This is a genomic window from Martelella radicis, assembly GCF_014196625.1.
GTDB classification, from domain to species: domain Bacteria; phylum Pseudomonadota; class Alphaproteobacteria; order Rhizobiales; family Rhizobiaceae; genus Martelella; species Martelella radicis.
The window spans coordinates 602,149-624,737 of the sequence record NZ_JACIDZ010000001.1 but is presented as its reverse complement, the minus strand read 5'-3'; the positions used below and the strand labels follow the sequence as shown (position 1 = coordinate 624,737).

At 58.6% G+C, this 22,589-nt stretch carries 18 protein-coding genes and 1 pseudogene; 15 read left to right on the top strand and 4 right to left on the bottom strand.

What is annotated here, in order from left to right:
- Positions 1-62: 62 nt before the first annotated feature.
- Positions 63-2,060, bottom strand: a complete 1,998-nt coding sequence (locus tag GGR30_RS02810) for a ShlB/FhaC/HecB family hemolysin secretion/activation protein (RefSeq protein WP_183482272.1) — start codon at positions 2,058-2,060, stop codon at positions 63-65.
- Between the two features lie 155 nt (positions 2,061-2,215).
- On the opposite strand from GGR30_RS02810, the gene GGR30_RS02805 reads away from it, so the two are divergent.
- On the top strand, positions 2,216-5,704 hold the full coding sequence (locus GGR30_RS02805; RefSeq protein WP_183482269.1) for a two-partner secretion domain-containing protein: 3,489 nt from the start codon (positions 2,216-2,218) through the stop codon (positions 5,702-5,704).
- Positions 5,705-5,764: 60 nt separating this feature from the next.
- Positions 5,765-6,286 (top strand): annotated as a pseudogene (locus GGR30_RS23290) (hypothetical protein); the annotation flags it as partial.
- Positions 6,287-6,488: 202 nt separating this feature from the next.
- Here GGR30_RS23290 and GGR30_RS02795 read toward each other — a convergent pair.
- Entirely contained in the window at positions 6,489-7,580 is a 1,092-nt protein-coding gene (locus tag GGR30_RS02795; protein WP_183482263.1) for a hypothetical protein, read from the bottom strand.
- Between the two features lie 55 nt (positions 7,581-7,635).
- Here GGR30_RS02795 and GGR30_RS02790 point away from each other — a divergent pair, with 55 nt between their 5' ends.
- From GGR30_RS02790 to GGR30_RS02780, 3 genes are read left to right on the top strand one after another with little or no spacing between them, the layout of a single operon-like run.
- On the top strand, positions 7,636-9,120 hold the full coding sequence (locus GGR30_RS02790) for a DDE-type integrase/transposase/recombinase (RefSeq protein ID WP_183482260.1): 1,485 nt from the start codon (positions 7,636-7,638) through the stop codon (positions 9,118-9,120).
- 4 nt (positions 9,121-9,124) lie between these two features.
- Entirely contained in the window at positions 9,125-9,430 is a 306-nt protein-coding gene (locus GGR30_RS02785) for a P-loop NTPase family protein (RefSeq protein WP_183482257.1), read from the top strand.
- Positions 9,427-10,101, top strand: coding sequence for a hypothetical protein (locus GGR30_RS02780; protein WP_183482255.1), 675 nt, complete (start codon positions 9,427-9,429; stop codon positions 10,099-10,101). Before GGR30_RS02785 ends, GGR30_RS02780 begins: the two co-directional genes overlap by 4 nt.
- 379 nt (positions 10,102-10,480) lie before the next feature.
- Here GGR30_RS02780 and GGR30_RS02775 read toward each other — a convergent pair whose 3' ends face one another.
- A complete protein-coding gene (locus GGR30_RS02775; protein ID WP_183482252.1) occupies positions 10,481-11,386 on the bottom strand; it encodes a LysR family transcriptional regulator in 906 nt (301 codons plus the stop codon).
- Positions 11,387-11,496: 110 nt separating this feature from the next.
- Between GGR30_RS02775 and GGR30_RS02770 the strand changes: the two genes are divergently transcribed.
- On the top strand, positions 11,497-11,820 hold the full coding sequence (locus GGR30_RS02770) for a nuclear transport factor 2 family protein (protein WP_183482249.1): 324 nt from the start codon (positions 11,497-11,499) through the stop codon (positions 11,818-11,820).
- A complete protein-coding gene (locus GGR30_RS02765; protein ID WP_183482246.1) occupies positions 11,817-12,596 on the top strand; it encodes an SDR family oxidoreductase in 780 nt (259 codons plus the stop codon). The genes GGR30_RS02770 and GGR30_RS02765 overlap by 4 nt, the downstream gene beginning before the upstream one ends.
- Positions 12,597-12,769: 173 nt before the next feature.
- Here GGR30_RS02765 and GGR30_RS02760 read toward each other — a convergent pair whose 3' ends face one another.
- Entirely contained in the window at positions 12,770-13,669 is a 900-nt protein-coding gene (locus GGR30_RS02760; protein ID WP_183482243.1) for a LysR family transcriptional regulator, read from the bottom strand.
- A gap of 99 nt (positions 13,670-13,768) precedes the next feature.
- Here GGR30_RS02760 and GGR30_RS02755 point away from each other — a divergent pair, with 99 nt between their 5' ends.
- The 8 genes from GGR30_RS02755 to oppB all read left to right on the top strand — a co-directional run bounded on the left by GGR30_RS02755 (position 13,769) and on the right by oppB (position 22,586).
- On the top strand, positions 13,769-14,746 hold the full coding sequence (locus GGR30_RS02755) for a Bug family tripartite tricarboxylate transporter substrate binding protein (protein ID WP_183482240.1): 978 nt from the start codon (positions 13,769-13,771) through the stop codon (positions 14,744-14,746).
- A gap of 67 nt (positions 14,747-14,813) precedes the next feature.
- Positions 14,814-15,347 (top strand): tripartite tricarboxylate transporter TctB family protein, encoded by a 534-nt coding sequence (locus GGR30_RS02750; protein ID WP_183482237.1) that lies wholly within the window; start codon positions 14,814-14,816, stop codon positions 15,345-15,347.
- Positions 15,348-15,352: 5 nt separating this feature from the next.
- Positions 15,353-16,870 (top strand): tripartite tricarboxylate transporter permease, encoded by a 1,518-nt coding sequence (locus GGR30_RS02745; protein WP_183482234.1) that lies wholly within the window; start codon positions 15,353-15,355, stop codon positions 16,868-16,870.
- Positions 16,867-18,297, top strand: coding sequence for a sulfatase family protein (locus tag GGR30_RS02740; RefSeq protein ID WP_183482231.1), 1,431 nt, complete (start codon positions 16,867-16,869; stop codon positions 18,295-18,297). The genes GGR30_RS02745 and GGR30_RS02740 overlap by 4 nt, the downstream gene beginning before the upstream one ends.
- Positions 18,297-19,019: an SDR family NAD(P)-dependent oxidoreductase gene (locus GGR30_RS02735; RefSeq protein WP_183482228.1), complete on the top strand. Its 723-nt coding sequence runs from the start codon at positions 18,297-18,299 to the stop codon at positions 19,017-19,019. Before GGR30_RS02740 ends, GGR30_RS02735 begins: the two co-directional genes overlap by 1 nt.
- 320 nt (positions 19,020-19,339) lie before the next feature.
- Positions 19,340-19,465 carry a hypothetical protein gene (locus tag GGR30_RS23640; RefSeq protein WP_343066458.1) on the top strand — a complete coding sequence of 42 codons (126 nt, stop codon included), beginning with the start codon at positions 19,340-19,342 and terminating at the stop codon, positions 19,463-19,465.
- 444 nt (positions 19,466-19,909) lie between these two features.
- Positions 19,910-21,517, top strand: coding sequence for a peptide ABC transporter substrate-binding protein (locus GGR30_RS02725; RefSeq protein WP_183482225.1), 1,608 nt, complete (start codon positions 19,910-19,912; stop codon positions 21,515-21,517).
- 142 nt (positions 21,518-21,659) lie between these two features.
- Entirely contained in the window at positions 21,660-22,586 is a 927-nt protein-coding gene (gene oppB / locus GGR30_RS02720; RefSeq protein WP_183482222.1) for an oligopeptide ABC transporter permease OppB, read from the top strand.
- Positions 22,587-22,589: the final 3 nt, after the last annotated feature.

Genomic DNA, 22,589 nt, shown 5'->3' with positions numbered 1-22,589 from the left:
AAACCATTTCCCGCCCTCGACGGTCATTCGCACTTCGTGCAGGGAAGGAACGGGCCGCCAACCTAAAACCGGGACAAGAAGGAGACGTTAAACCGGTTCGCGGCGTCGCCGCTGCTCTTGCCGCCATGGGCATACTCGATCGTCAGATTGCCGGAATAGGGACTGTCATTTTCGGCGGCAAGAAGTTTCAGTCCGATCCCGAATGCGCCGGCGCGGATAACCGGTTCCTCCAGGAGGGTCGCGTTTTCCAGCTGGCTTACGCTTCCAGCGGCAAAAAGATATGGCGAGGCCGCAAAAGCAACGCCTCGATTGCTGGCAAAAGGCCGAAATGTTGTGGGCAATGCGACCTCGGCACGCAAACCGGCGCCGGTGTCGGCTTCCAGCTCTCCCGCGGCAAATGCGGACACCCAACGCGCGCCGCCAAGGCTCAGTTGTTCCGAGGAGGGCAAAGCATCCCCGAAAGAGGTCTGTCCGATCAGCGAAAGCGAGAACGCGAACTGATCATTGAAGGTCTGCGCATAACTGCCCTCGGCAACCAGTTTGCGAAAATCCGGTCGCGCGCCATCGCGCGTCATCGGCAGGTTGTCACTGCTTTCGCGCGCGCCGAAGGCATTCAGCCCCGCGGAAAAGGTCGCATTGCCGGAAAAACGTGCACCGTATTCGGTCAGAGCATCAAGGGTCTGGGTCAGACGCAGTACCCGTAAACGGTCGGAGCTGAGCGCGACATCGAAATCGGGCAACTGAAAGCGCTGTTCCTCGTCGATGAGATCATAGCTGACGATGGTGGTGGCGTTGACGGAACGGCTGCGCAACCAGTCATAACCGAGATTGATCGAAAGCCGCTGAAAATGGTCGGGCGTATCGTAAGGCTGGTCATTATCGGAAAGCGACTTGCTGTCCACGCCCTCCACGTTCAGCCAGTAGCCTTCGATGCCGATCGGCAAGGTGAAGCCGGCGACGAGCTGGCGGTTTTTCGGGTAGTCGTCGAGGATGTGGTCGTCGGCAAAGCCGGGCCAGCCGCCCAAACGCAGATAGCCGACCTCGCCGAGACCGAGGAGGTTATTGAAGTTGACGCCGGCACTGATGCTGTAGTCGCCGAGCGCCTCTGTCATGTCATTGTTGACGCCAAAATAACCCGTCACCGGATTGTAGCGCCCGGAAAGCGTCAATGTTGTCGCGCCTGGTAATTTGCCCGGCGAAAGCGTGGATTTCATATCGAGGCCAGGCGTGTCGCCAGCCAGCAAAAGGCGGCGTTCAAGTTCTGCTTTCGTGAGGCTCTTCCGGCCGACAAGCGGCGCGGTGACCCGGCCCACCCGTTTTTGAACATTCAAGGGAAGCGACGTACTTGTCACCTGATCGACATAGCCATCCGTCACGACGAGCCGCAACGCCTGGCCATCCTCAATGGTCTGTGGGGGAAGGGATACGCGCACGAGAATGTAACCGGCGCGCGCATAGGCTGCCTCGAGCGCCTTGGCCGCCGCAAACAGGTCGGCTGCGCTCACTCTCTTGTCTGTGAATTGTGCTTCGATTTTCGCCGTTTCGCCGGCAAGAGCAGGCAGTCCACCCTCAACGTCGAGACCGGAAGGGGTAACGTAAAGATCCTCCGCCCCCGCAGGCGCCTCGATACCGGTGGAGGCCGGAAGGTTCAGTCCGCCGCCCGGCGCCGGCGTGACGGACGGTGCATAGGTCGGGGCGACAAGCTGGCCGGCAGTCTGGGCCAGACCGGGGGCGGCGAAGGCGCCGGCGCAGAAGATTGCCAGGGGAAGTGCGAGAATCGTCCTCAAAGGATTTTGGGGCATCATTACTGTCATGATCGGCGTGAAATAGGTGGAAGCCGTCCCTCGTTGGCGGCGATCCAGCCATGCGGGCGCCATCATTTGCTTTTTGCCAATTAAGCCAAATTTTACCAATGCAACAAGAGCGAATATTGCGTTCATAGCCGTTTTTGCCGGTATGACTTCGTTCCGCCGCACGAAGTTCTCCAATGAAAGCCGTAGGTTCTCCTGCGCGAATACAACCAAAAGGCGATACTGCGCCATGACAGTCATTTCGGACATTGTAAGTTTTACTTAACGATTTTTAACTGGCGACGGCGCGTTGCACAGCTTAAATTGCCGAATATCAATCTGGTGGCAGAAGCTAATCGAAATGATGTCGCGACTGTCACGGTCTGCGACCGGTTGGGCGCCGGGACGGCATGAGGGGAGTTTCGATGATGCGATCTTTTGGCTATTCGCCGGCTAACCACCGATCTTTGGAAGCGAAGGATACGCTCAGATCGCGATTGCCCTGGTTGCTTGTCTCCTCCGCCCTTTTTTCCGTGCCGGCGCTTGCCGCAGACGATTTGCCCTCCGGCGCCGGGGTCGCTGCAGGCCAGGTCGGCGTCACCTCAAGCGGCAACAGCATGACGATCACGCAGACCTCTGACCGGGCGATCGTTAACTGGGGCAGTTTCAATATCGGCGCGGGCAACAGCGTCAAATTTCATCAGCCCGGTTCAGGTTCAGCCATATTGAACCGGGTGACGGGCAGCACGCCGTCGAGCATAGCCGGGACCCTTTCGGCCAATGGAGAGGTCTTTCTGGTCAATCCCAACGGCATAGCGATCACGCCGACTGGAGTGGTGAGCACCGGCGGCGGGTTCGTTGCCTCCACGCTCGGCATCGCTGACAGCGATTTCATGAGCGGTAGCCTGAACTTTTCCGGCAGTGGCGCATCATCGACTGTTTCCAACAGCGGGGTGATTACGGTCGGCCACGGCGGTTATGCCGCGCTTCTCGGCGGCAAGGTCCGCAATGATGGACTGATCGCCGTTCCCTTCGGCAAGGCAGGCCTCGGCGCGGGCGAAGCGATCACGCTTGATCTGTCGGGAGACGGCTTCATGCAGGTCTCCGTGCCATCCTCGCTCGTTGACGACGGTGAAGCCCTGATCGAAAATTCCGGCACGGTCTCGACCGAAGGCGGCACGATCGTCATGCGGGCGGCGACCGCGCGGAACGCGGCGCGAAAGGCGATCAACATGTCCGGCGTTGCCGAGGCGCGTTCGGTGTCCGGCCGCAACGGCAAGATCACGCTTGGTGGCGGAAGGGGCGGCAGCGTCCAGGTCAGCGGCAAGGTATCGACGCGCGCGAAAAAGGCGACCTCGTCACCCTCCACGCAGGAAGGCGGTGTGATTGAAATCACCGGCGCGACGGTTGCCGCCGAGGATGCTGTTCTTGATGCCTCCGGGTTCGGCAATGGCGGAACCATTCGTCTTGGCGGTCATGAAAGCGATGCGAATGCCCTGCAGCGCGCAACCACACTGACGATCTCCGATGGCACAATGATAACGGCAGACGCGCTTGACGGCGGCAATGGCGGCACGGTCGTGTTGTGGTCAGACGATTATGTCGGGCTTTCCGGCACGGTCTCTGCTCGCGGTGCGGGTGATGGAAACGGCGGCCGTTTTTATGCCGCCGGAGCGCGCGGCCCGGTCTTTGCAAGCGAGGTTGATCTTGGCGCTTCTCAAGCTCCTTCGCTGATGAGTTTCACAACCGCGCAGTCCGTTCTGCTCGACACCGTGCCCGCAGGCGCCTCCCACCTGCTGACGACGGCAGTCGTCAACAAATATCTGAACCAGCTCGATAATCCCGGCAGCCTCGTCATCATTAATAACGAGAACAACGCGCTAACCATTGCCGGAAACCTGAGCTGGGATACACATACTGTCTTTCAAATCTCTTCCGAGAGTGCTGTGAATATCGCAGGCATGATCACGGGAACAGGGGAGTATGCAGGGCTGTTCCTGGATAATATGACGATGTCGCCTGGTGCAGTGATCACCATGACGGGGACCGGCGCTACCGTCAACGAGCGCACTTCGAACCACCTGATCCGCACGGCTGCAGATCTGCAGGCAATCAATGCCGAACCCGCAGAGGACTATTATCTGGTCCAGGATATCGACCTGTCCGGAACGACCTATACAGCGCCGCTGATCGCGCAGTTGACCGGCAAGCTGAACGGTTTCGGTCATACGATTTCCAACTTTACACTGGCGGTTCCGTCCGGCGCGGACAGCAATTTCGGCCTTGTCGGGCAGAATTCCGGCACAATCTCCTATCTTTCCCTAGTCAATGCCAGCGTGTCGGCGCGATCAGACAACAGTACCGGATCTTACGCCGGACTGCTTGTCGGCACCAATGAAGATAGAGGCGATATAACAGGCGTCACCGTTTCCGGAACGGCATCCATCTATGGTGACGCCATCTACTCCAATCTCGGCGGTCTGGCCGGCATGAACAATGGCACGATCAGCAATTCGATTGCCAATGTTACGCTGGAGGCGAAAAACAATTACAATTCTTCACGCGTTGGCGGCCTTGTCGGGCTGCACACAGGAATTATCAGCACGTCCTCCGCCGGCGGAAACATAACGGGGCGGGCCGACCTGATCTATGCGGGCGGGCTGGTCGGCGCCCAGCTCGATGGTACGCTCTCGTCATCCTATGCAACAGGTAACGTCGTGGTTGTTCCCGGCGCGCAGACAATGGCGGGCGGTCTGATCGGATATACGAACGGCGGTTCGGTCGCGGACGTCTATGCAACTGGCAATGTGACTGGAACGAACGGGACTGCAAGCGTTTCGCTCGGTGGGCTGATCGGCTCGAACAGTGTTTCCGTCAGCAGGGCGTTTTCAACCGGAAACGTGTCATGGAGCGGGAGCGCAACGCCGTCTGACGGGCTTGATCTTGGTGGCTTTGCCGGCTACAACGACGGCACCATAACAGCCTCATTCTACAACACGGACACAAGCGGTCAGCCCCATGCAGGCGCCGGCGTCAGCGGTGTTACGGGCATGACCAGTGCACAGTTTGCCGATCCCTATTATTTCACCGGGACCGCAATCAATGCCGGCTGGGACTTTACCGGCAGCGCAAGTCAGAGTCAGTCGGACCAGACAATGCCGGTCTGGGCTCAGCCGATCAACGGCGAGACCGCCACGCTCTACCGCCCTTATCAGACGGCATGGATATTCGGTCAGGATGTGGTCACCACCTATGGCGACAGTACCGTAACGCTCTCACAGCCGCTGATCTTTGCCGCGGCCGCAAATGTCACGAGCTCGGTCACGACCTTGTCATTGAGCACGGCACAAACGACTGTCCTTGGAAGCAGCAATTTCGGTCGCGTCGATATCGGTGGCCAGACCTATTTCGTGATCACGGATCAGATCGATTCCGGCGCAAGCTTTATGGTCAACCCGTATCCGATCCAGCTTGATGGCCCCTTGTACCAGAAACCATATGGCGTTGATTTGCCGCTTTCACAGATTCCCTATTATTTTAGTTCGGGTTCGCTTTTCTCCGGTGATGTGCTTACAGGCACTCTGGCTTCCAACGGTGCGCCTGCATCGGCCCTGCTCGGGCAATATGACATTTCGCTCGGTACGCTTTCGAACCCGAACTACAACATCAGTTTCGATTCAGGCGTGATGACCGTTTACTGGGGGCGGCCAGGTTCACCACCGCACTCGGCTGAATCCCAGGCTGTGCAGAGCGATCCTCGCGTGGCATCGGCTGTATCACCCGGTGAAAAGACCGAGACAGATGCGCTTTACAACATTCAGCCCGGCGCTGTGGGCCCCGTCGTTTGCTGGGTGATCGAAGACTGCTCGGATGCGGCTACCGCAGCGCAGACTGAAGTGGCTCGGGAAAATTGAACAGTTGAGATGAGTGATTGCCAGCTCAGGAATTCGGCATCATGCCGTCAACAGCAGCCGATGACAAGAAGAGCCCGCCGCACCCACAACCCCGCGTTCGAAGCGAAGGTCGCCCTGGCAGGGCTCATGGGCGAGAAAACCATGGTTGGGCTTTCGCAGCAGTTCGACGTCCACGCCAACCAGATCAATGAATGAAAAGATCAAATACTCGAGGGAGCGATGAACGTCTTCGATGGTGGACGCAAGGAAGATACGGCGCCTGCCGTCGATGTCAAAAACCTTCACGCGAAGATCGACCGGAAACATCCCCTTTTCATTTCCCGTCAGGCGGGGGCTCTCGGCATCAGTCGTGGCAGTGTCTGCTATCTGCCTCGGGCAACATCGATGGCTGATCTGGCGCTGATGAAGAAGATGGACATCGAAGCCATCTATCGCCGTCCAAATACCTTGAAACCGGCGCCGGGCCACAAGATTGAAGCCGTCAAGGAAGCGCTCGCCTGATTTAGCAAACCCGAAATATCTAACTGCGATCAGGGACCGCAGTTTACGTCCATTGACTTAACCGGGGCTTTGAAAGATGCGAGCTCAGAGTAGGTTTCCCGCAACAGAAATGTTCGTCTCGTCCACGCAGTGGAAGTTGGTCTGCGCCGCCGCGGAAGTCGGCTTGCCGCCTTTACCCGCCTTCACTCGCGGCGCAACGAACGACTGCTTTCAGGACAAGGTCCAGATAGGGTGAGTGACCGACTTGAGGGCGCAAAGCTGCCAGGGTTTCAGCAGAGATGAACTATCCAGCGCGCCGTCGATCTTCTGAAGCGAACAGGTGTATCACATCCTTTCGTAGCCAAACCTGCCCAAAATTCTGCCCATCAGATGAAAACTCCTGGATACCCGCCGCCCTTATCGTGTCTAGGATGATCTTCTTGGAGAGGCCCAACTCTGAATGCTGCGTTCCGGTTGTGGCGAATTTTTCGCGAAACGCGGCAATTTGCTGATCGGTCATTCGGCGCTGCTTTCGACGTGTGACGGGATGCATTGCGCTCATAGCGGACGCATGCCCAGTCTCAAACAGTTTCAGGAAATACCGATTATTGTGCTGCCCAACGGATCGAGCAAATTCTGCTACAGACATTGCTCCTTCCGGTTTGGCTTCTTTCCCGTGGCGCGCATGCCAGTGGTCAACTGACGTCATAAGAATTCGAATCGCGTTATATCCCCTCTGATCCTCCTCCACGCCAACGGTTACCGCGCCGGCGCGTATGGCATCAATGACGGCATTGACGCCAACTTTCTTGCGCTTTGCTGCAAGGTTGATCGTCTCCCATCCTTCGTCGGGCACACCTTCCCTTCTTGTCGCGCCCATTGCAGACTGCATCTCGATTGGCCCCACCAGTGCGGGCAGTGTTTTCAGCAAATCTGCGTACTTGATGGCGTCGAAAAGCCGCCTGGGTTCAGGGCGGGGATCATTGGCATCAAGCACGCCAGCCTCAACCAGATAATTGTTGAGTACGCGCGGCGAGAAGCCTGTTTCTTTCGAGGCGCTGAGTAACGAATGGAAGTGGCGACGACCAACGGGTTCTCCTAACACGACCTCGGTGCCAGCGTACTCCCAGTGATCCAATATGCAATCTCGTAGAATTGTCCGGAAAACAGTGAAAGCCGGATCTTTAACAAAATCGATCGAGAGCTTTCCGTATAGCTGCCCAAACGCTGCTTTGGGCGTGTCGCGTCCGTTGTTTGCTTCCAGTGCCAGGCGATCGAGAGCATTGCGAACACCGTCTTCTCCGCGGCTGACGATTTCGAAACCTGCGGAAAGCGCTGCGTGCCGGCGACGCCAGTCATCATTGACTTCAGATGTTGACAGAGAGCGAAGCTTCATTCCCAGCAGCAGACAGACGGTCGAAACGGCATAAACAGTTAGGCTGGAAAGCCAAGTGTCATTCTGGCCGGACGATATCCGGGCACTTATGATCGGCGAGTATGTGGAAATCGATGAATGCAAGATTTCGCTCGTCACCACTGCGAAGAAGATCGGTCTGTGGGCGACGCTGTCGTCGGATCACCGTGCTGTTCTCAGAGAAACAGACGAAGAGATCAAGAAGCGATGGCAGCTTCTATATGCGATCGATGTGGCTTCGCGCATGCCGTTGGCGTGGGGGATTGCGGAAAACCAGGGTGCCGACGCGACGATGGCACTCCTGCGGATGGCCACGCGTGACAAGAAGAAGGAGGCCCAGCGCTACGGATGCACCGGTGAGCCGATGCCGGCCATTGGTCTCGGAAATCTGAAATCCGACAACGGTACCGGACTGAGGAATCAGGAAGTTATCACGTCACTTGTCGGAGTGGGCGCGACAAGTACGATCGGTCGCACTTACGCATCAACAGATAAAGCTTACGTGGAGAGGATGTTTGGGACGCTGGAGTCCACTGTGATGAAGACACTTCATGGGTACACGGGCCGCAAGGCCGGAGAGCTACCCGGATATGATGCGACGAGTTATGGCGTGCTGAACGTGGAGCAGCTCTACGGGATTTTGACGCGATATTTCATCGACGAATATCCGTCTACCCGGCATTACGGCGCAGGCATGTGGGGAAGGCGACCGATTGATGTCTTCCATCAGATCAATCGAGATCGTGGTTGTTTCGCGCCGATCGATCCCAACCGCCGGCGTATCCAACTGGGATGGGAAGTAAAGGTCACGCCAACGGATGAAGGTGTGAGGACGTTCTCCGGCGTCTGGTTCAGTTCTGATGAGCTTCAGCGTCTCAGGGATGAGCATCGAATCCGTGGAAAGGTGTCTGTGTTCGTCGATCCGGACGATATAAACACCGCGACAGTTGTACTGCCAAAGATCGGAACAGTTGTTGAAGTTTACCTTCAAATCACAGCGTTTGCTGACCTGACGCTGGTTCAAATTCTTGATGTGATGGCCGAATGGCGAAAAGAAAATGAACAGGCAATTGAAGTTCATGAAGACCGGATCATGCAGGTGCGCAGAGCACGTCATGACCTCAAGCAAACGATCGCTGTCGAAAAGGCACTTCCGCGAAGCTATGTGACGATGGAAGAAGCCGAGGCAAAGGCGAACGCGGTAATCGCCGGAGCGAAAATCATCCCGAGCACATCGCGTGACAGGCTTGATCTCGGCGTGGCGCCCGATGCCATCACGGACATCAGCACTGGCAGCTCGGCCGATACCTACAAAATCGAGGGTGCTGACCAGGTCGTTGACGAGACGGCCATCCCAGATGTTTCGACGGCGAAATCTAAAGCTTCGAAATCTGACACCGTCGATACGCCGGAGGAAGTACAGGTCCCGGCATCAGAGCCCGAGACGCAGCGGAAGAAGAGGTCGGAAAAGCGGAATGGCGGCCTGCTCGGCCGCCCTGATCAGATCAAAGACCTGGAGTGAGATCATGAACGCATTCATCGATATGAAAACGGTCAGTATCGCCAATCGGCTGAAAGAGGCACATTATCCGTTTCCACGAGCGCAGGAAATGCGGACGCAATTTACCAGTTGTCTCGAGGACTATTATGCGAAGGCAATGTCCGGCAAACCATTTGAAGCGCGCGGTCTTCTCGTCACCGGAAAATCGCGAATGGGAAAGTCGCATGAAATCGATCACCTGATCAGGGCGTTCAATGACAGCGCCACAACGATGCCAGACGTCGTCCGGCTCGGTTTATCCAGCTCCGGCTGTGGGCGCGGAACTCGTTGACGGATCTGGGCAGTTCGACATTGGAAGCGCTGGACTATCCTGCCGCTGGAAAGGAGAAGCAAGCTCGTCAGATCTGGGAAATGGTCTTCGAACAGGCCAAACGAAACGGCGTCATCGGTATCCATTACGACGAGGCACAGCATGCTTTCACCGATACCGGCGGTGCCAAGAACCGTACCATGCTCGATAACTTCAAGGCATTGATGAAGGAACCTCGCTGGCCAATGATCCTGATCCTGTCCGGGGTAGACGGCCTATCCCAGCATGTTGAACGGGTCGGCCCAGAAGAGCGCCGACAACTGAGACACCTGTTGCGGCCAGTCCGTTTTCGCCCGATTGACCCCAAGGCTGACCTCGAGGAGCTGAATGGACTTGCCTACGCATACGCGAAGAAGGCCGAAATCGATTTCGACCCTCTGTCCAACGCCGATTTCTTTCAACGTCTTTCCCACGCTTGCGGAAATCGCTGGGGACTCGTTATCGAGTTGATCATCGCTGCCTTCATCCGATGCAAACGGGCTGGTGAGGCTCAGATTTCACTGGATCACTTTATTGACGCGTTCGCTGAAATGCATGGGACGCCGAGAGGTTTTTCGCCGTTTACTGCTCCGGACTATCAAGAGCTTTTTGAGCCGGACAGACTACTGGAGATCCTCAACGAGGAAGAGTGACCCAGACAATCTCCGAATACTGAATGCGAGAAGGTCCGCTCTTAGCGGGCCTTTTTTCATGGGGACTATCTGGTGGGGTTTTCAAGGGTGTGCACGTTTATGCTTCATATTTGCATGCTCATGCCCGGGGTGTGTGGGTAGATATATAAGTTATTGATATAATATGTTAATTTCGCTTGAAATGCAGGAAATTGATTCGGTGTGCATTCTCATGCTTCATTGGCATCTGTTCTCTCCACGGCATCAATACCTCCCGCAAAGCGAAAAGTGTTACCCAGGTCTCCGTTAGAAAACGTCTCCTGTGTCTCGGTTCGCTCATCAGTCGCCGCAAGGGAGATCGCAAAGCCGCCATCAGTCAGGCCGGAGGTTGCAGGAAACGTCACTCTCTGGTGGTCCCGGCCATTTCCCGAGCCAGCGCGATCAATGCCCTGTGAGCGGCGGACGAGTTTCGTCGTCCGGGGTAATAGAGGCAAAGGCCGGGGAATGGCGGCGTCCAGTCTTCGAGCACGCGAATGAGGTGACCTGCCCGAATGTCGGCAAGCACATCCTGTTCCATGAAGAAGCCGAGCCCGATGCCTTCAAGTGCTGCGGCACGGGCGATACTCGCCTCATCGACAGTGATCGGACCTGTGACATCAATCTGTGCCTTCTCACCATTCTTTTCGAACAGCCATCTATAGAGCGAGCCATCTGGCAGGCGCACGCGAATGCACTTGTGGCGGACAAGGTCGGCTGGATTCAGCGGCCTGTCCCGTCCCTCGAAATAGGATGATGAGCCGACCACCGCGTATCTTTGGGGTCGACCGAGCGAAACTGCGATCATATCGGTGGGAACAAGCGCGGCGGAGCGAACGCCGAAGTCGAATCCCGCGGCCACGATGTCGACCAATCGTCCCTCGGTGACGATGTCCACATGAACCTGCGGATAGCGGCGCAGGAACTCCAGCACCAGCGGGGACATGATGTCCCGTGCCGCGGTCGCGAATGTGTTGATGCGAAGCGTCCCGGAGGGGATTTTCTGGTGCGTGCGGGCTGTGTCTATCGCTCCGTTGATATCCTCTATCGCCGGCGTAATCTGAGAGACGAAGGCACGCCCCGCATCGCTCAGCGAGACGCTGCGTGTCGTCCGGTTGAAGAGACGTACGCCGAGGCTCGCCTCCAGTTTGCCAATGGCATTGCTGAGAGCGCTTGTCGACATGTCGAGATCGAGGGCGGCGGCGCGGAATGAGCCCTTGCGCGCGATGGCGATGACTGCCTGGAGCTCGGTTAGGCCTGGCCGATACATTGTCCTGATTCTCGCAATTGCATATACAGGTTTATCCGTATTATCAGGATGAATGTCCAGGCCTACCTATTGGGAAACCGAACACTTCCGACAACAATAGGAGCAATGCGATGAAACTGCCTCTACAGGTCCAGGTCTATTTCGATGCCGACCATACGGAAAAAAGCGAGGACCTTCTCAAAGCCTTCGCACCGGATGCCAGGGTCTATGACGAGGGGAGGACCTATGTTGGCCACGAAGCCATTGCGTCATGGTGGCGCGCCTCGAAGGAGAAGTACCGGGCCATCGCTGAACCAATTGAACTTGAGGAACAGGGTGAGGTGGCCTGGGTTCGTGCCCGGGTAACGGGCCTGTTCCCGGGCAGCCCGGCGATGCTGACATTCGCGTTCCGGCTTTCCGGCAAGGAGATCACTGTTCTGGAGATCGGGGCATGAGCGCGCCTTTTACGCTTGAAGGAAGAACGGCTCTAATCACCTCGGGCACCCGCGGGGCAGGCGCGGCCACCGTCAAGCTCTTTCGGGAGCTGGGCGCGCATGTGCTCACCAGCGCGCGCACGCGGCCAGCGGAGCTGCCGGAAGAGATGATCGTGACGGCGGATCTGTCAACTGAGGAAGGATGCGAGACGCTTGCGGCGGCAGCAAGGCAACGTCTGGGGACAATCGATATCATCGTGCACATGCTTGGCGGTTCCTCGGCGCCTGCCGGCGGGTTTGCCGCGCTCACGGATGATGAATGGCGAAGGGAACTGGATCTCAACCTCTTTCCCGCCGTCCGGCTCGACCGCGCGCTATTGCCGAAAATGCTCCGCGAAGGCCGGGGCGTTGTGATCCACGTATCGTCCATTCAGCGGCTGCTCCCCTTGCCGCAATCAACAACGGCCTATGCGGCCGCAAAGGCGGCGCTTTCGACCTACAGCAAAAGCCTGTCCAAGGAGGTGTCATCCAGAGGCGTGCGGGTCGTCCGGGTATCTCCGGGATGGATCGAGACGGAATCGTCGTTGAAACTGGCGCATCGGCTCGCGCAGGAAGCCGGTACCGATCTAGAGGGCGGGAAGAAGATCATCATGGAGGCGCTGGGGGGCATTCCCGTCGGGCGGCCCTCGAAGCCCGAGGAAGTTGCCAATCTGATCGCGTTTCTGGCGTCCGATCTCGCCGCCACGATCACTGGCGCGGAATATATAATTGATGGAGGGACCGTGCCGACGGTGTAGCTGCGCTTGCTCCGGGCGGCATCGGCGCATCAATCCGGGTCGTTTTCAAGGACCGGTGAAACGCTCGTCTATGCGCGAAACTCGCCGATCCCGTGGTCGGGGCCTGGTGCGCAGGCGCTTTGCTTTCAGGTTGCTGCGCCTCGGTTCCGAAAGCGGAATTGGTGAAACCTGTCTCAGAACTCCTCCTGCTCCCGCGTTATGTCCCGCAGATGTCCCAGCATTCTCTCGGCGGCTGGGCTAAGCCAGTCGTCGCGCAGGCGTTGAATGCCGGTGGTCCGCTTGGGAAGAGGGCGGGCGAGCGGGATTTTTGTCAGTCCGGGGTGGCCGCGCAGGATCGGCGTGACGGCGAATGTCAGAGCGTTCGACTGTTCGAGATAGGTCGTGATGAAGCTGTTGGAGGTCGAGCGTATGCGCGCGACGGGTGGCGTCAGTCCCTCGGTCTGAAACAGTCCGTCGAGGCGTTTCTGTGCGTTGACGGCCTTGTCGGGCATGATCCAGGGAAATCTGAGCAGGTCGGTCAGATCAAGAGGGCCGGCCCGTTCCAGCGGGTGTCCCTGACGGGCAACGACCGCATAGTGCGCTGAGGCCAGTGGTTCGGACAAAAGGTCTGAAAATTCAGGATCTTCTGTCAATTCTGTGAGAATGAAGGCGACCTGGCCTCGCCGCACCAGCTCGGCTAGCTGTCGTTCGAAGCCGCCGATGACGCTGATTGAAACTCCGGGCATGTCCCGTGTGGTCAGGTTGATTGCGCGCGGCAGCAGTCCGGTCAGCCAGATCGGGCCGGAGCCCACCGCAAGTTCCGTTTCCTCATGCTCCTGCAGGTGTCGGATCTCGTGCTGGGCGTCCTCAAGTTGCCGGAACACACTTTGCGCGCGACGCACCATCACACGTCCGAACACGGTGAGGCGCATGGATTTCGGAAGCCGTATGAAAAGCTGTGCTCCCACTTCCTCTTCCAGGGCCGCGAGGCCGCGGCTGAGGGCCGGTTGAGTCATGTTCAACTGGTCGGCCGAGCGGGTCACCGACCCTGTTTCGGCGATCGACAAGAGATAGCGCAAATTCTGCAGGTTCATGGCTGTCCATAACTAAATTGCATTGCGAATGCTTCGTTAATTATTTGCATTAATGAAAACCGGGATTTAGCGTTTGTCAAATCCAAGGGAGGATTTCTGATGAAATACACTTCGCTGACCCGTTTCGCGGGCCTTGCTTTCTCGTTTGCGGCCATGACCGCCGCTGCTGGCGCCCAGGATTTTCCGACGCGCCCGATTACCATGATCGAACCGTGGGAGGCTGGCACATCTGGTGACATCACCGCCCGGATCGTGGCAGAACTGGCGGCCGAAGAGCTTGGCCAGCCGATCGCCGTCCAGAATATCGCCGGCGGCGGGGGCGCCAAGGCCATGCTCACGCTGGCAGAGTCCGATCCGGACGGCTACACCATCGGCAATTCCTGGGTTGCCACCCAGATCATGGTTCCGACATTCGAGCCTCGCATCGGATTTGACCCGATGGGCTTCGACCCGATCGCGCTGATGTGGGTCAATCCCTTCACGCTGACGGTTACCGCCGACCATCCCGCCAACAATGTCGACGAGTTCATCGTATGGGCAAAGGCACAGGATGGCGTCCTGCGCGTCGGCGTCTGCCCGGCTGTGAGCTTGCCGCATGTGGTGATGCGCCGTTTCCTTGAGGTAGCGGATATCACCGGCTATCAGCCGATCCCGGCCGACGGTTGCGAGACCTCAAACATTCAGGGGTTGTTCGACGGCTCGCTCGACTTTACGACCGGCGCGCTCGGCGCGGAGAAAATCTATGGCGACAAGATCAAGTCGCTTGCGATCTTCACCGAAGAGCGTTCTCCGATCGAACCCGACATTCCGACGGCGAAGGAACAGGGCTACGATCTCGCCTGGGGCGCTGCGACCGCCGGCTGGTCCGGCCTGGTCGCGCCGGAAGGCACTGACCCCGAAAGACTCAAGTTCCTGCAGGACACGTTCCGGGATGTCATCAATTCGGATGCCTTCAAGGACCGTATGTTCGAGGGCGGCTTTACCGTTCAGTACATGGAGCCGGCGGAGTTCGAGGACCTCTGGCAGGTTTCGCTGGAACGCCTTGCGCCGGCACTGGATGACCTGAAGAAGAAGTGAGTTTCCTTGCGCCGCGGCATTCTGTGCGGCGGCGCGAACCATTCTTATTCTTCAGGGTCTTCTTGATATGTCGACAAATGAAACGTCTCACACGCCCTCGGCCGACATGCCGACGCGCTCCCAGGATCTCGCTGCGGTCGTTGTCGCCATCGGGGCTTTCGCGCTCGGCCTCTGGATCGTTCTAGATATCGCGGCGATGGAGGATAATCCGATCGCCTCGCTCTCGGGCGGTATCGACGCCAAGCAATATCCAAAATGGCTCGGCGCGGCACTGATGGTTCTCGCCGCCACAGTCATCGTCAAGCCGGCGGTTCGGCTTTTCACCCTGCATGGCCGGCCCGATGACGCCCTGCCGTGGAAACACATATTCAGCGTGATTGCGGCGCTTTTTCTCTATGTTCTGACCTTCCGCCAGCTTGGCTACATCGTCTCCACCACTCTGTTCGGGGCTACGCTGATGGCTGCCGTCGGGATGCGCCGACCTGTCGCCATGATCGCATTTCCCCTGGCCCTGACACTGGCGCTCTATTGGATCGTGCGGCTGATCTTTGACATCCATCTGCCTTTCGGGCGGCTGTGGTCCGGTCTGTTCGGGGGATGAGCGCCATGGATACGCTGCTTACCGCCCTGGATTTCGCGGGTGTCATCTCGCTGCTTCTGTCGATCGCCATCGGACTGGTGGTCGGTATCATCTTCGGCGTGTTGCCGGGCATGGGGCCCTTGCTCGGCATTGCGCTTGCAATTCCCTTCACCTTCTACATGGAGCCGGTGCCCTCGATCGCCCTGCTGATGGGCATCTATCAGGGCGGAAACTTCGGCGGCGCGGTCACCGCGATCATGATCGGCGTGCCCGGTACGCCAATGGCAGCGGCGACGCTGCTCGATGGCTATCCCATGGCGCGCGGCGGTCGGGTCTCCGACGCCTTGACGCTGGCGACGCTCTCGTCTGTTGCCGGTGCTGTGATCAGCGCTGTTCTTCTGATCCTGCTGTCTCCCTATCTGGCTGCGGCAGCGGCCAATTTCGGGCCGATGGAAACCATGCTGCTGGCCGCGCTCGGACTTTCGACCGTTGCCTCGCTCACAGGCCGTTCGCTGCCGCGAGGTCTTCTGGCCGCCGTATTGGGTCTGGCCGCCGCCGCGATCGGAACCGATCCGATCCTGGGGCTTCCGCGTCTGACCCTCGGGCTCGCCGGACTTGACGGCGGCTTCAATCTGGTCGCGCTGCTGATGGGGCTCTTTGCGGTCTCCGAACTGCTCGCCCAGGTCGCCGAAGGCGATCACCGCAAGGCCGAACGCGTCATTCTCAATTTGCGCAACGGCATCATCGGCAATTTCTTCCGGCGCTGGACAAACTGGCTGCGCTCCAGCTCGCTCGGCATCTTCATCGGCGCCATACCCGGCATTGGCGGCGATGCCTCTGCTTATATCGCCTATCGGGTTTCGCGGGATTTTTCCGATGAACCGGAGAAGTTCGGGGAGGGGGCCGATGATGGGGTGGTTGCCTCGGAAGCGGCCAACAGCGCCACGACGGGCGGAGCCCTGCTGCCGATGCTGGCAATCGGCATTCCGGGAGATCCGGTCGTCGCCGCGCTCATGGGCGGCTTCCTGATACAGGGGCTGACGCCGGGGCCGCAGCTCTTTCAGAGCCAGCCGGAAATCGTCTACGGCGTTCTTGCGGCCTTCCTCCTGGGTGCGGTCATGCTTCTGCCGATCGCGTTTGTCATGCTGCGCGCGCTGGTCCGCACGCTCGCCGTTCCCAAACCATATCTCGTGGCGGCTGTCGGCATGTTCAGCGTTCTCGGCGTCTTCATGGTCCAGCGCTACATGTTCGACCTCTGGGTGTTCTTCGCCTTCGGCCTGATCGGCTATGCGCTGCGTCTTGCCGCCATCCCGCTAGCGCCGCTGATCATCGGCTATGTGCTCGGTTCCACCTTCGAGGAAGAGCTGCGCATGACCTCACTTGTCACCGGCGGCGACTGGATCGGCTTTTTCATGAACCGTCCGGCCTCCCAGATCATTCTGGCACTTCTCATCCTCGTTCTTTGCGCGCCGATCGTGCAGGCAATCTTGCGTCGGCGTTCGGCTCAGAAGACTTCCATTCCGACACAAGAGCCCTATTCATGACCGATACCCGTCCCAATATCGTCTTCGTCATCACCGATCAGCAGAGGCACGACACGATCCGCGCGATGGGGTTTCCTTATATGGATACCCCCAATCTCGATGCGCTGGTGAATGAAGGCACGGCGTTTTCGAACATGTATGTGACATCGCCGTGCTGCGCGCCTTCGCGGGCGAGCCTTTTCACCGGCGTTTATCCACATAACTCGGGCGTGTTGCGAAACGACGAGGTCTGGCCCTCGACCTGGGTCAGCGATCTGGCCGACGCCGGCTATCATTGCTGCAATGTCGGCAAGATGCATACCCACCCTTTCGAGGCGCCGTTCGGATTCCATGAACGTCACGTCGTGGAAAACAAGGATCGCGCTCACCCGCAACTGCCCTTCTTCCTGGACAACTGGGACAAGGCATTGATGGCGCGTGGCGTCGAGAAGCCGGACCGACGCACCTATCGACGCCGCCAGGACTATTCCACCGCGCTGGGCGCATTTTCCTGGGAACTGGACAGGGATCTGCATCCCGATGTTTTTACCGGGCGTCTTGCCTGCCGATGGTTGAAGGAGTGGAACGGATCGAAACCGTTCTTTCTTCAGGTCGGCCTGCCAGGTCCCCATCCGCCTTATGATCCGGCGCTTGAGGATGTCGAACCCTATCTTTCGCGTGACCTTCCCGCACCGATCCCATCCGACATCGAGGCGCAGCCGCGAGCATTGCGGGAATTGCAGGCCAACCACATCCGCGACGACCACGATGCAGTGCGCCATCTCGCCCATCCGACAGACGAGCAGACGCGGCGCCAGCGGGCGCATTACTACGCCAATGTCTCGATGATCGACGGGATCATGGGAGAGATACGGGCAGCGCTTGAAGCGCGCGGCGTTGCTGACAATACCGTCATCATCTTCACTTCGGACCATGGTGATTGCCTCAACGATCATGGTCACAGCCAGAAATGGACGATGTACGAGCATTCGGTGCGGGTTCCCGCCATTATCCACGATCCGCGACAAACGGGCGGGGTCCGCGTTGACGATCTCGTCTCGCTCATGGATCTCGGACCGACCGTGCTGGAGCTCGCTGGCCTAAGTCCGCCGGACTGGATGGAGGGGGTTTCGCTGGTGCCTTACGCGGAAGGGACGGCTCGGGCGCCGCTCAGAACCGAGGTCTTCGCCGAACTGGCGCGCGACATGATCCAGAGCGATGCCGCGTTCTTTACCATGATCCGAACCGGTTCATGGAAACTGCTGCATATCTCCGGAAGTCCGGAAGGCCAGCTCTTCAATCTGGATGAGGACCCGGATGAACTTGCCAATCTCTGGGATGATGCGGGGCATGCAGGTCTTCGCCAGAAACTCATCGAACGGCTGCTGGAGTGGCGCATAGAAAGCGGGCTTGCGGCACAGGGCTGGCTTGGAAGGGTGGCAAGCTGATGGCGGGCGACTGGAATTTCTCGGTTAAGGGCAAGCGTGTCCTGATCACGGGCGGTCTCGGCGGCATCGGATCGGCATTGGCCGAAGGGTTTGTTCGTCATGGCGCGGAGGTCATCGTCACGGGCCGTGCGCGGGAACGCACGCCACCGGTCGGTTGCCGTTACGAAGCCGTCAACCTGGCAGAGGACGAGGACGTCGAAAAGCTGGCGGGGCGAACGGGGCGCATCGACACGCTGATCCACTGCGCCGGGCAGATCGAGCGCGAGCGGGAGATGCTGCCGGACGCCTTCAACTCGGTGCTCGATGTCCATCTCACCGGCGCCTTGCGCCTTGCCAATGCCTACCGCTCCGGTCTCGCGGCGCGTGGCGGCTCGATCATCAACATCGCTTCGATGTTTTCCTATTACGGCGCGCCGCATATTCCTGCCTATGCGGCAGCAAAGGCAGGCGTCGTCTCGCTGACGAAATCACTGGCTCTTTCCTTCGCCGAGGAGGGTATTCGCGTCAATGCGATCGCGCCGGGGTGGATTCGCACACCCATGACCGATCGCGGCCGCTCCGATCCTGAAATCCGAATGAAGGTCCTGACGCGGCTGCCCAAAGGCAGCGATTGGGCGGATCCGGATGAACTTTGCGGCACGGCCGTGTTTCTGGCCTCTTCGGCATCCCGGATGATTACCGGTGTCACGATCCCGGTGGATGGCGGCTACACGGCCGCCTGAACGCTTCGCTCCAAAGAGAGGAAAACGAAATGACCGGCCATATTCTAATTGCCGGCGCGGGAGGCGGTATTGGCGCCAGGACCGCGCAGGTGGCCGCCGAACGCGGCTCGTTGTGGCTGACGTGAACCGTGATCTCGATCACGAGAGGATCGCCAGCGTGATGGCGGTCAATGTCATTGGTCTGATTTGCTGCTGCAGGGAGGCGGCAAGATATCTGTCGACCGCTGAGGCGGAGCGGGCGGCTCGATCGTCAATGTCTCCTCCATGGCCGCGACAATCGGAGGCGGCCCGGGGCAAGCGTCAATGCCGCGTCGAAAGGGGTGGTCGATGTCTTCACCAAAGGCTTTGCGCGCGAAGTCGCCGATCAGGGCATTCGCGTCAACGTCGTCAGGCCAGGCGTTGTAGCGGGTGATATCGAAACTCCGAAAATGAGCTCAACGTTATGAACGGCCTTCGCACTTCTTCTCCGTGGTGCTGATATCGAGCCCTTTTCCATTGTAAATCGCCTCCCTGCAGAGGCCGACATTTTTCAAGTTCATGCCCTTTCTCGCCCGGTCACGCGCGACCGAAAGCCAGACAGTCCGGATGTTTGTGGTATGAGAGATTCTCTCCAGATCAGTCGATCAGGACTGGTGCGGGATGGGTTGTTTCAGAAGGTATTGTCAGTTGTTTTTATCGGATAGGTTGCCGTTTGGTGTAACTTTTGGAAAAATTTCCTGACGAATGCGAAAGAAATATTAAATCACTGAAAAAAATTCGGTTTCCCTTGCATGGTCCGGTGCTGCCAGCCTATGGTCTTCCAGGATTTCCGGTTAATTTTGACCATACTAGATACTAATCCTCAGCATTCTCATAGCGCCGCAATATCCACACAAAGGGAGCCACTCCGGATGAAAAAGACCCTTCTGCTTTCCTCCTGCCTCGCGCTTTTGCTGGCCGCGCCAGCCTTTGCCGCAAACCCGCAGCCGGGCGAAACGCTGGCTGATGATCAGAGCCTCGATTACTGGCTGCTGGATGCGATCAAGACCAAGGATCCGCAGCTCAACAGCGCGGTCGAGGGTTCGCATGTGGCGCGCCAGCTTTTCGAGGGTCTCTACAATCAGGACAACGCCGGAAACCTGGTGCCCGGCGTGGCGACCGATTACGAGGTATCGGATGACCAGACCGTGTACACCTTCCATCTTCGCCCAGAGGCGAAATGGTCGAATGGCGATCCGGTCACGGCCAATGACTTTGTCTTCGCATGGCAGCGGCTTGCTGATCCCGTCACCGGCTCGACCTATGCCTGGTATGAAGAGCTGATGAATGTGAAGAACGCCGCCTCAATCATCGCTGGCGAGACCGATCCATCGGAACTGGGCGTCAAGGCGCTTGATGACAACACTCTTGAAGTCACGCTCGAAAGTCCGATCCCCTATTTCATCAAGATGCTGACCCACACTTCGACCTTTCCGGTCAACGAAGCGGTGGTCGAGGAATATGGCGACCAGTGGACACTTCCGGGAAATATGGTCGGCAATGGCGCCTACAAGCTTGTGGACGACAAGCTCGGCCAGGATCTGACGCTGGAACGCAACGAGAACTACTGGGACAACGACAACACGGTCATCGATAGCATCCACTTTCAGGCGATCAACGACAAGAATGCAGCGCTGACGCGCTACCTGGCAGGCGAGCTGGATTATATCGAATTGCCGGCCGGTCAGTTTCCACGCCTCAAGGAAGAATATCCCGACCAGACGCATGCCGTGCCGCGCTCGTGCACCTACGCCTATCTTTTCAACGTCTCCGACAAGGGGCCGGAAGCGCTGAAGGACGTGCGCGTGCGCAAGGCATTGTCCTATGCCCTGAACCGCGACATCATCGTCGACAACATCACGCGCGGCGGCCAGAAGCCAGCCTATAGCTGGACCTACTACGCCACGGCCGATTTTGAGCCGCCGGTGACGGATTATTCCCAATGGTCGCAGGCCGAGCGCAACGAAAAGGCGGTCGAGCTTCTGAAGGAGGCGGGCTATGACAAGGGTAACCCGCTCGAGCTGACGCTCTCCTACAACACGTCCGACGACCACAAGAAGATCGCTATTGCGGCACAGCAGTTCTGGAAGGCGATCGGGGTCAACGTCACCCTCAACAATACCGAGTGGAAGGTCTATCTCGATCACCTGAAGAACAAGGAATTCGATATCGGCCGCTACGCCTGGTGCGGCGACTATGACGAAGCCTCGACCTATCTCGACTATTTCCGCTCCGGCGGCATGAACTATGGCGGGTTCTCCGACCCCGACTATGATGCCGCGATGAAGGCATCGCTGACGGCCGGCAATCCGTCCTCCGACTACGACGCGGCCGAACAGATCCTTGCCGAGGAAATGCCGTTGGCGCCGATCTACTTCTATTCGACTCCGGTCATGGTTCCGGCCGATGTGAAGGGTCTGCCGGTCGAGAACGTGCTGCAGAACTGGTACGCGAAGGACCTCTATCGCGTCGCCGATTAAGGTCTGAAACCGGCTTGGCGGGTGCGGCGGCTTCAGTCGCTGTCCCGCGGGGCCGAACCATCTGTCAGTCCGCACTTCGCAAGCCTTCGATGTCCGAGGCATCGGGTGAGGGACTGGAGCACAAGGCCAAGCCAAGCCGAACATGACCGGTTACATCATCAAACGCCTGTTTGTGGCGATCCCGACGATACTTCTGCTGATCGTCTTTTCCTTCTTTCTGATGCATGCTGCTCCCGGCGGCCCGTTCTCCTCCGAGCGCGCGCTGCCGCCCCAGGTCCTCGCGAATATCAACGCGAAATACGGGCTCGACCAGCCGCTCTGGAAGCAGCTCATCGATTATGTCTGGGGCATTGTTTCGCGGTTCGATTTCGGACCGTCATTCGTCTATCCGGACCAGACGGTCAACTCCATCATAGCGCAGGGTTTTCCGGTGACGCTGACCTACGGTTTGCTGTCGGCCATCGTGGCAGTCCTAGTCGGTGTCACCCTCGGCGTGGTCGCCGCGGTGCGGCACAACACCTGGCTTGACAGCATGGCCGTCGGCATTTCCGTCGGCGCGCAGGTCTTGCCGAATTTCGTGATGGCCCCGATCCTTGTCTTGGTGTTCACGCTGTGGCTGCGCTGGTTGCCCGGCGGCGGCTGGGAGGGCCTCGGACATCCGGCCTATATGGTGATGCCGGTGATTGCCCTTTCGACATCCTACATGGCGTCGCTTGCCCGCATCACGCGTTCATCCATGCTGGAAGTGCTCAACTCCAATCATATCCGCACGGCGAAGGCCAAGGGCCTGCCGATGCGACGGGTGGTGATGAAACATGCGCTGAAGCCGTCGCTTCTGCCGGTGATCTCCTATCTCGGTCCGGCCTTTGTCGGCATGATTACCGGTTCGGTGGTGATCGACATGTATTTTTCGACCGGCGGTATCGGCAAGTTCTTCGTCGAGTCGGCTCTCAACCGTGATTACGCCGTCATGATGGGCATCACCGTGCTGCTCGGCTCGCTCACCATCGCCTTCAATCTTTTCGTCGATATCCTTTACGCCTGGATCGACCCGAAAATCAGGTATTGAGCC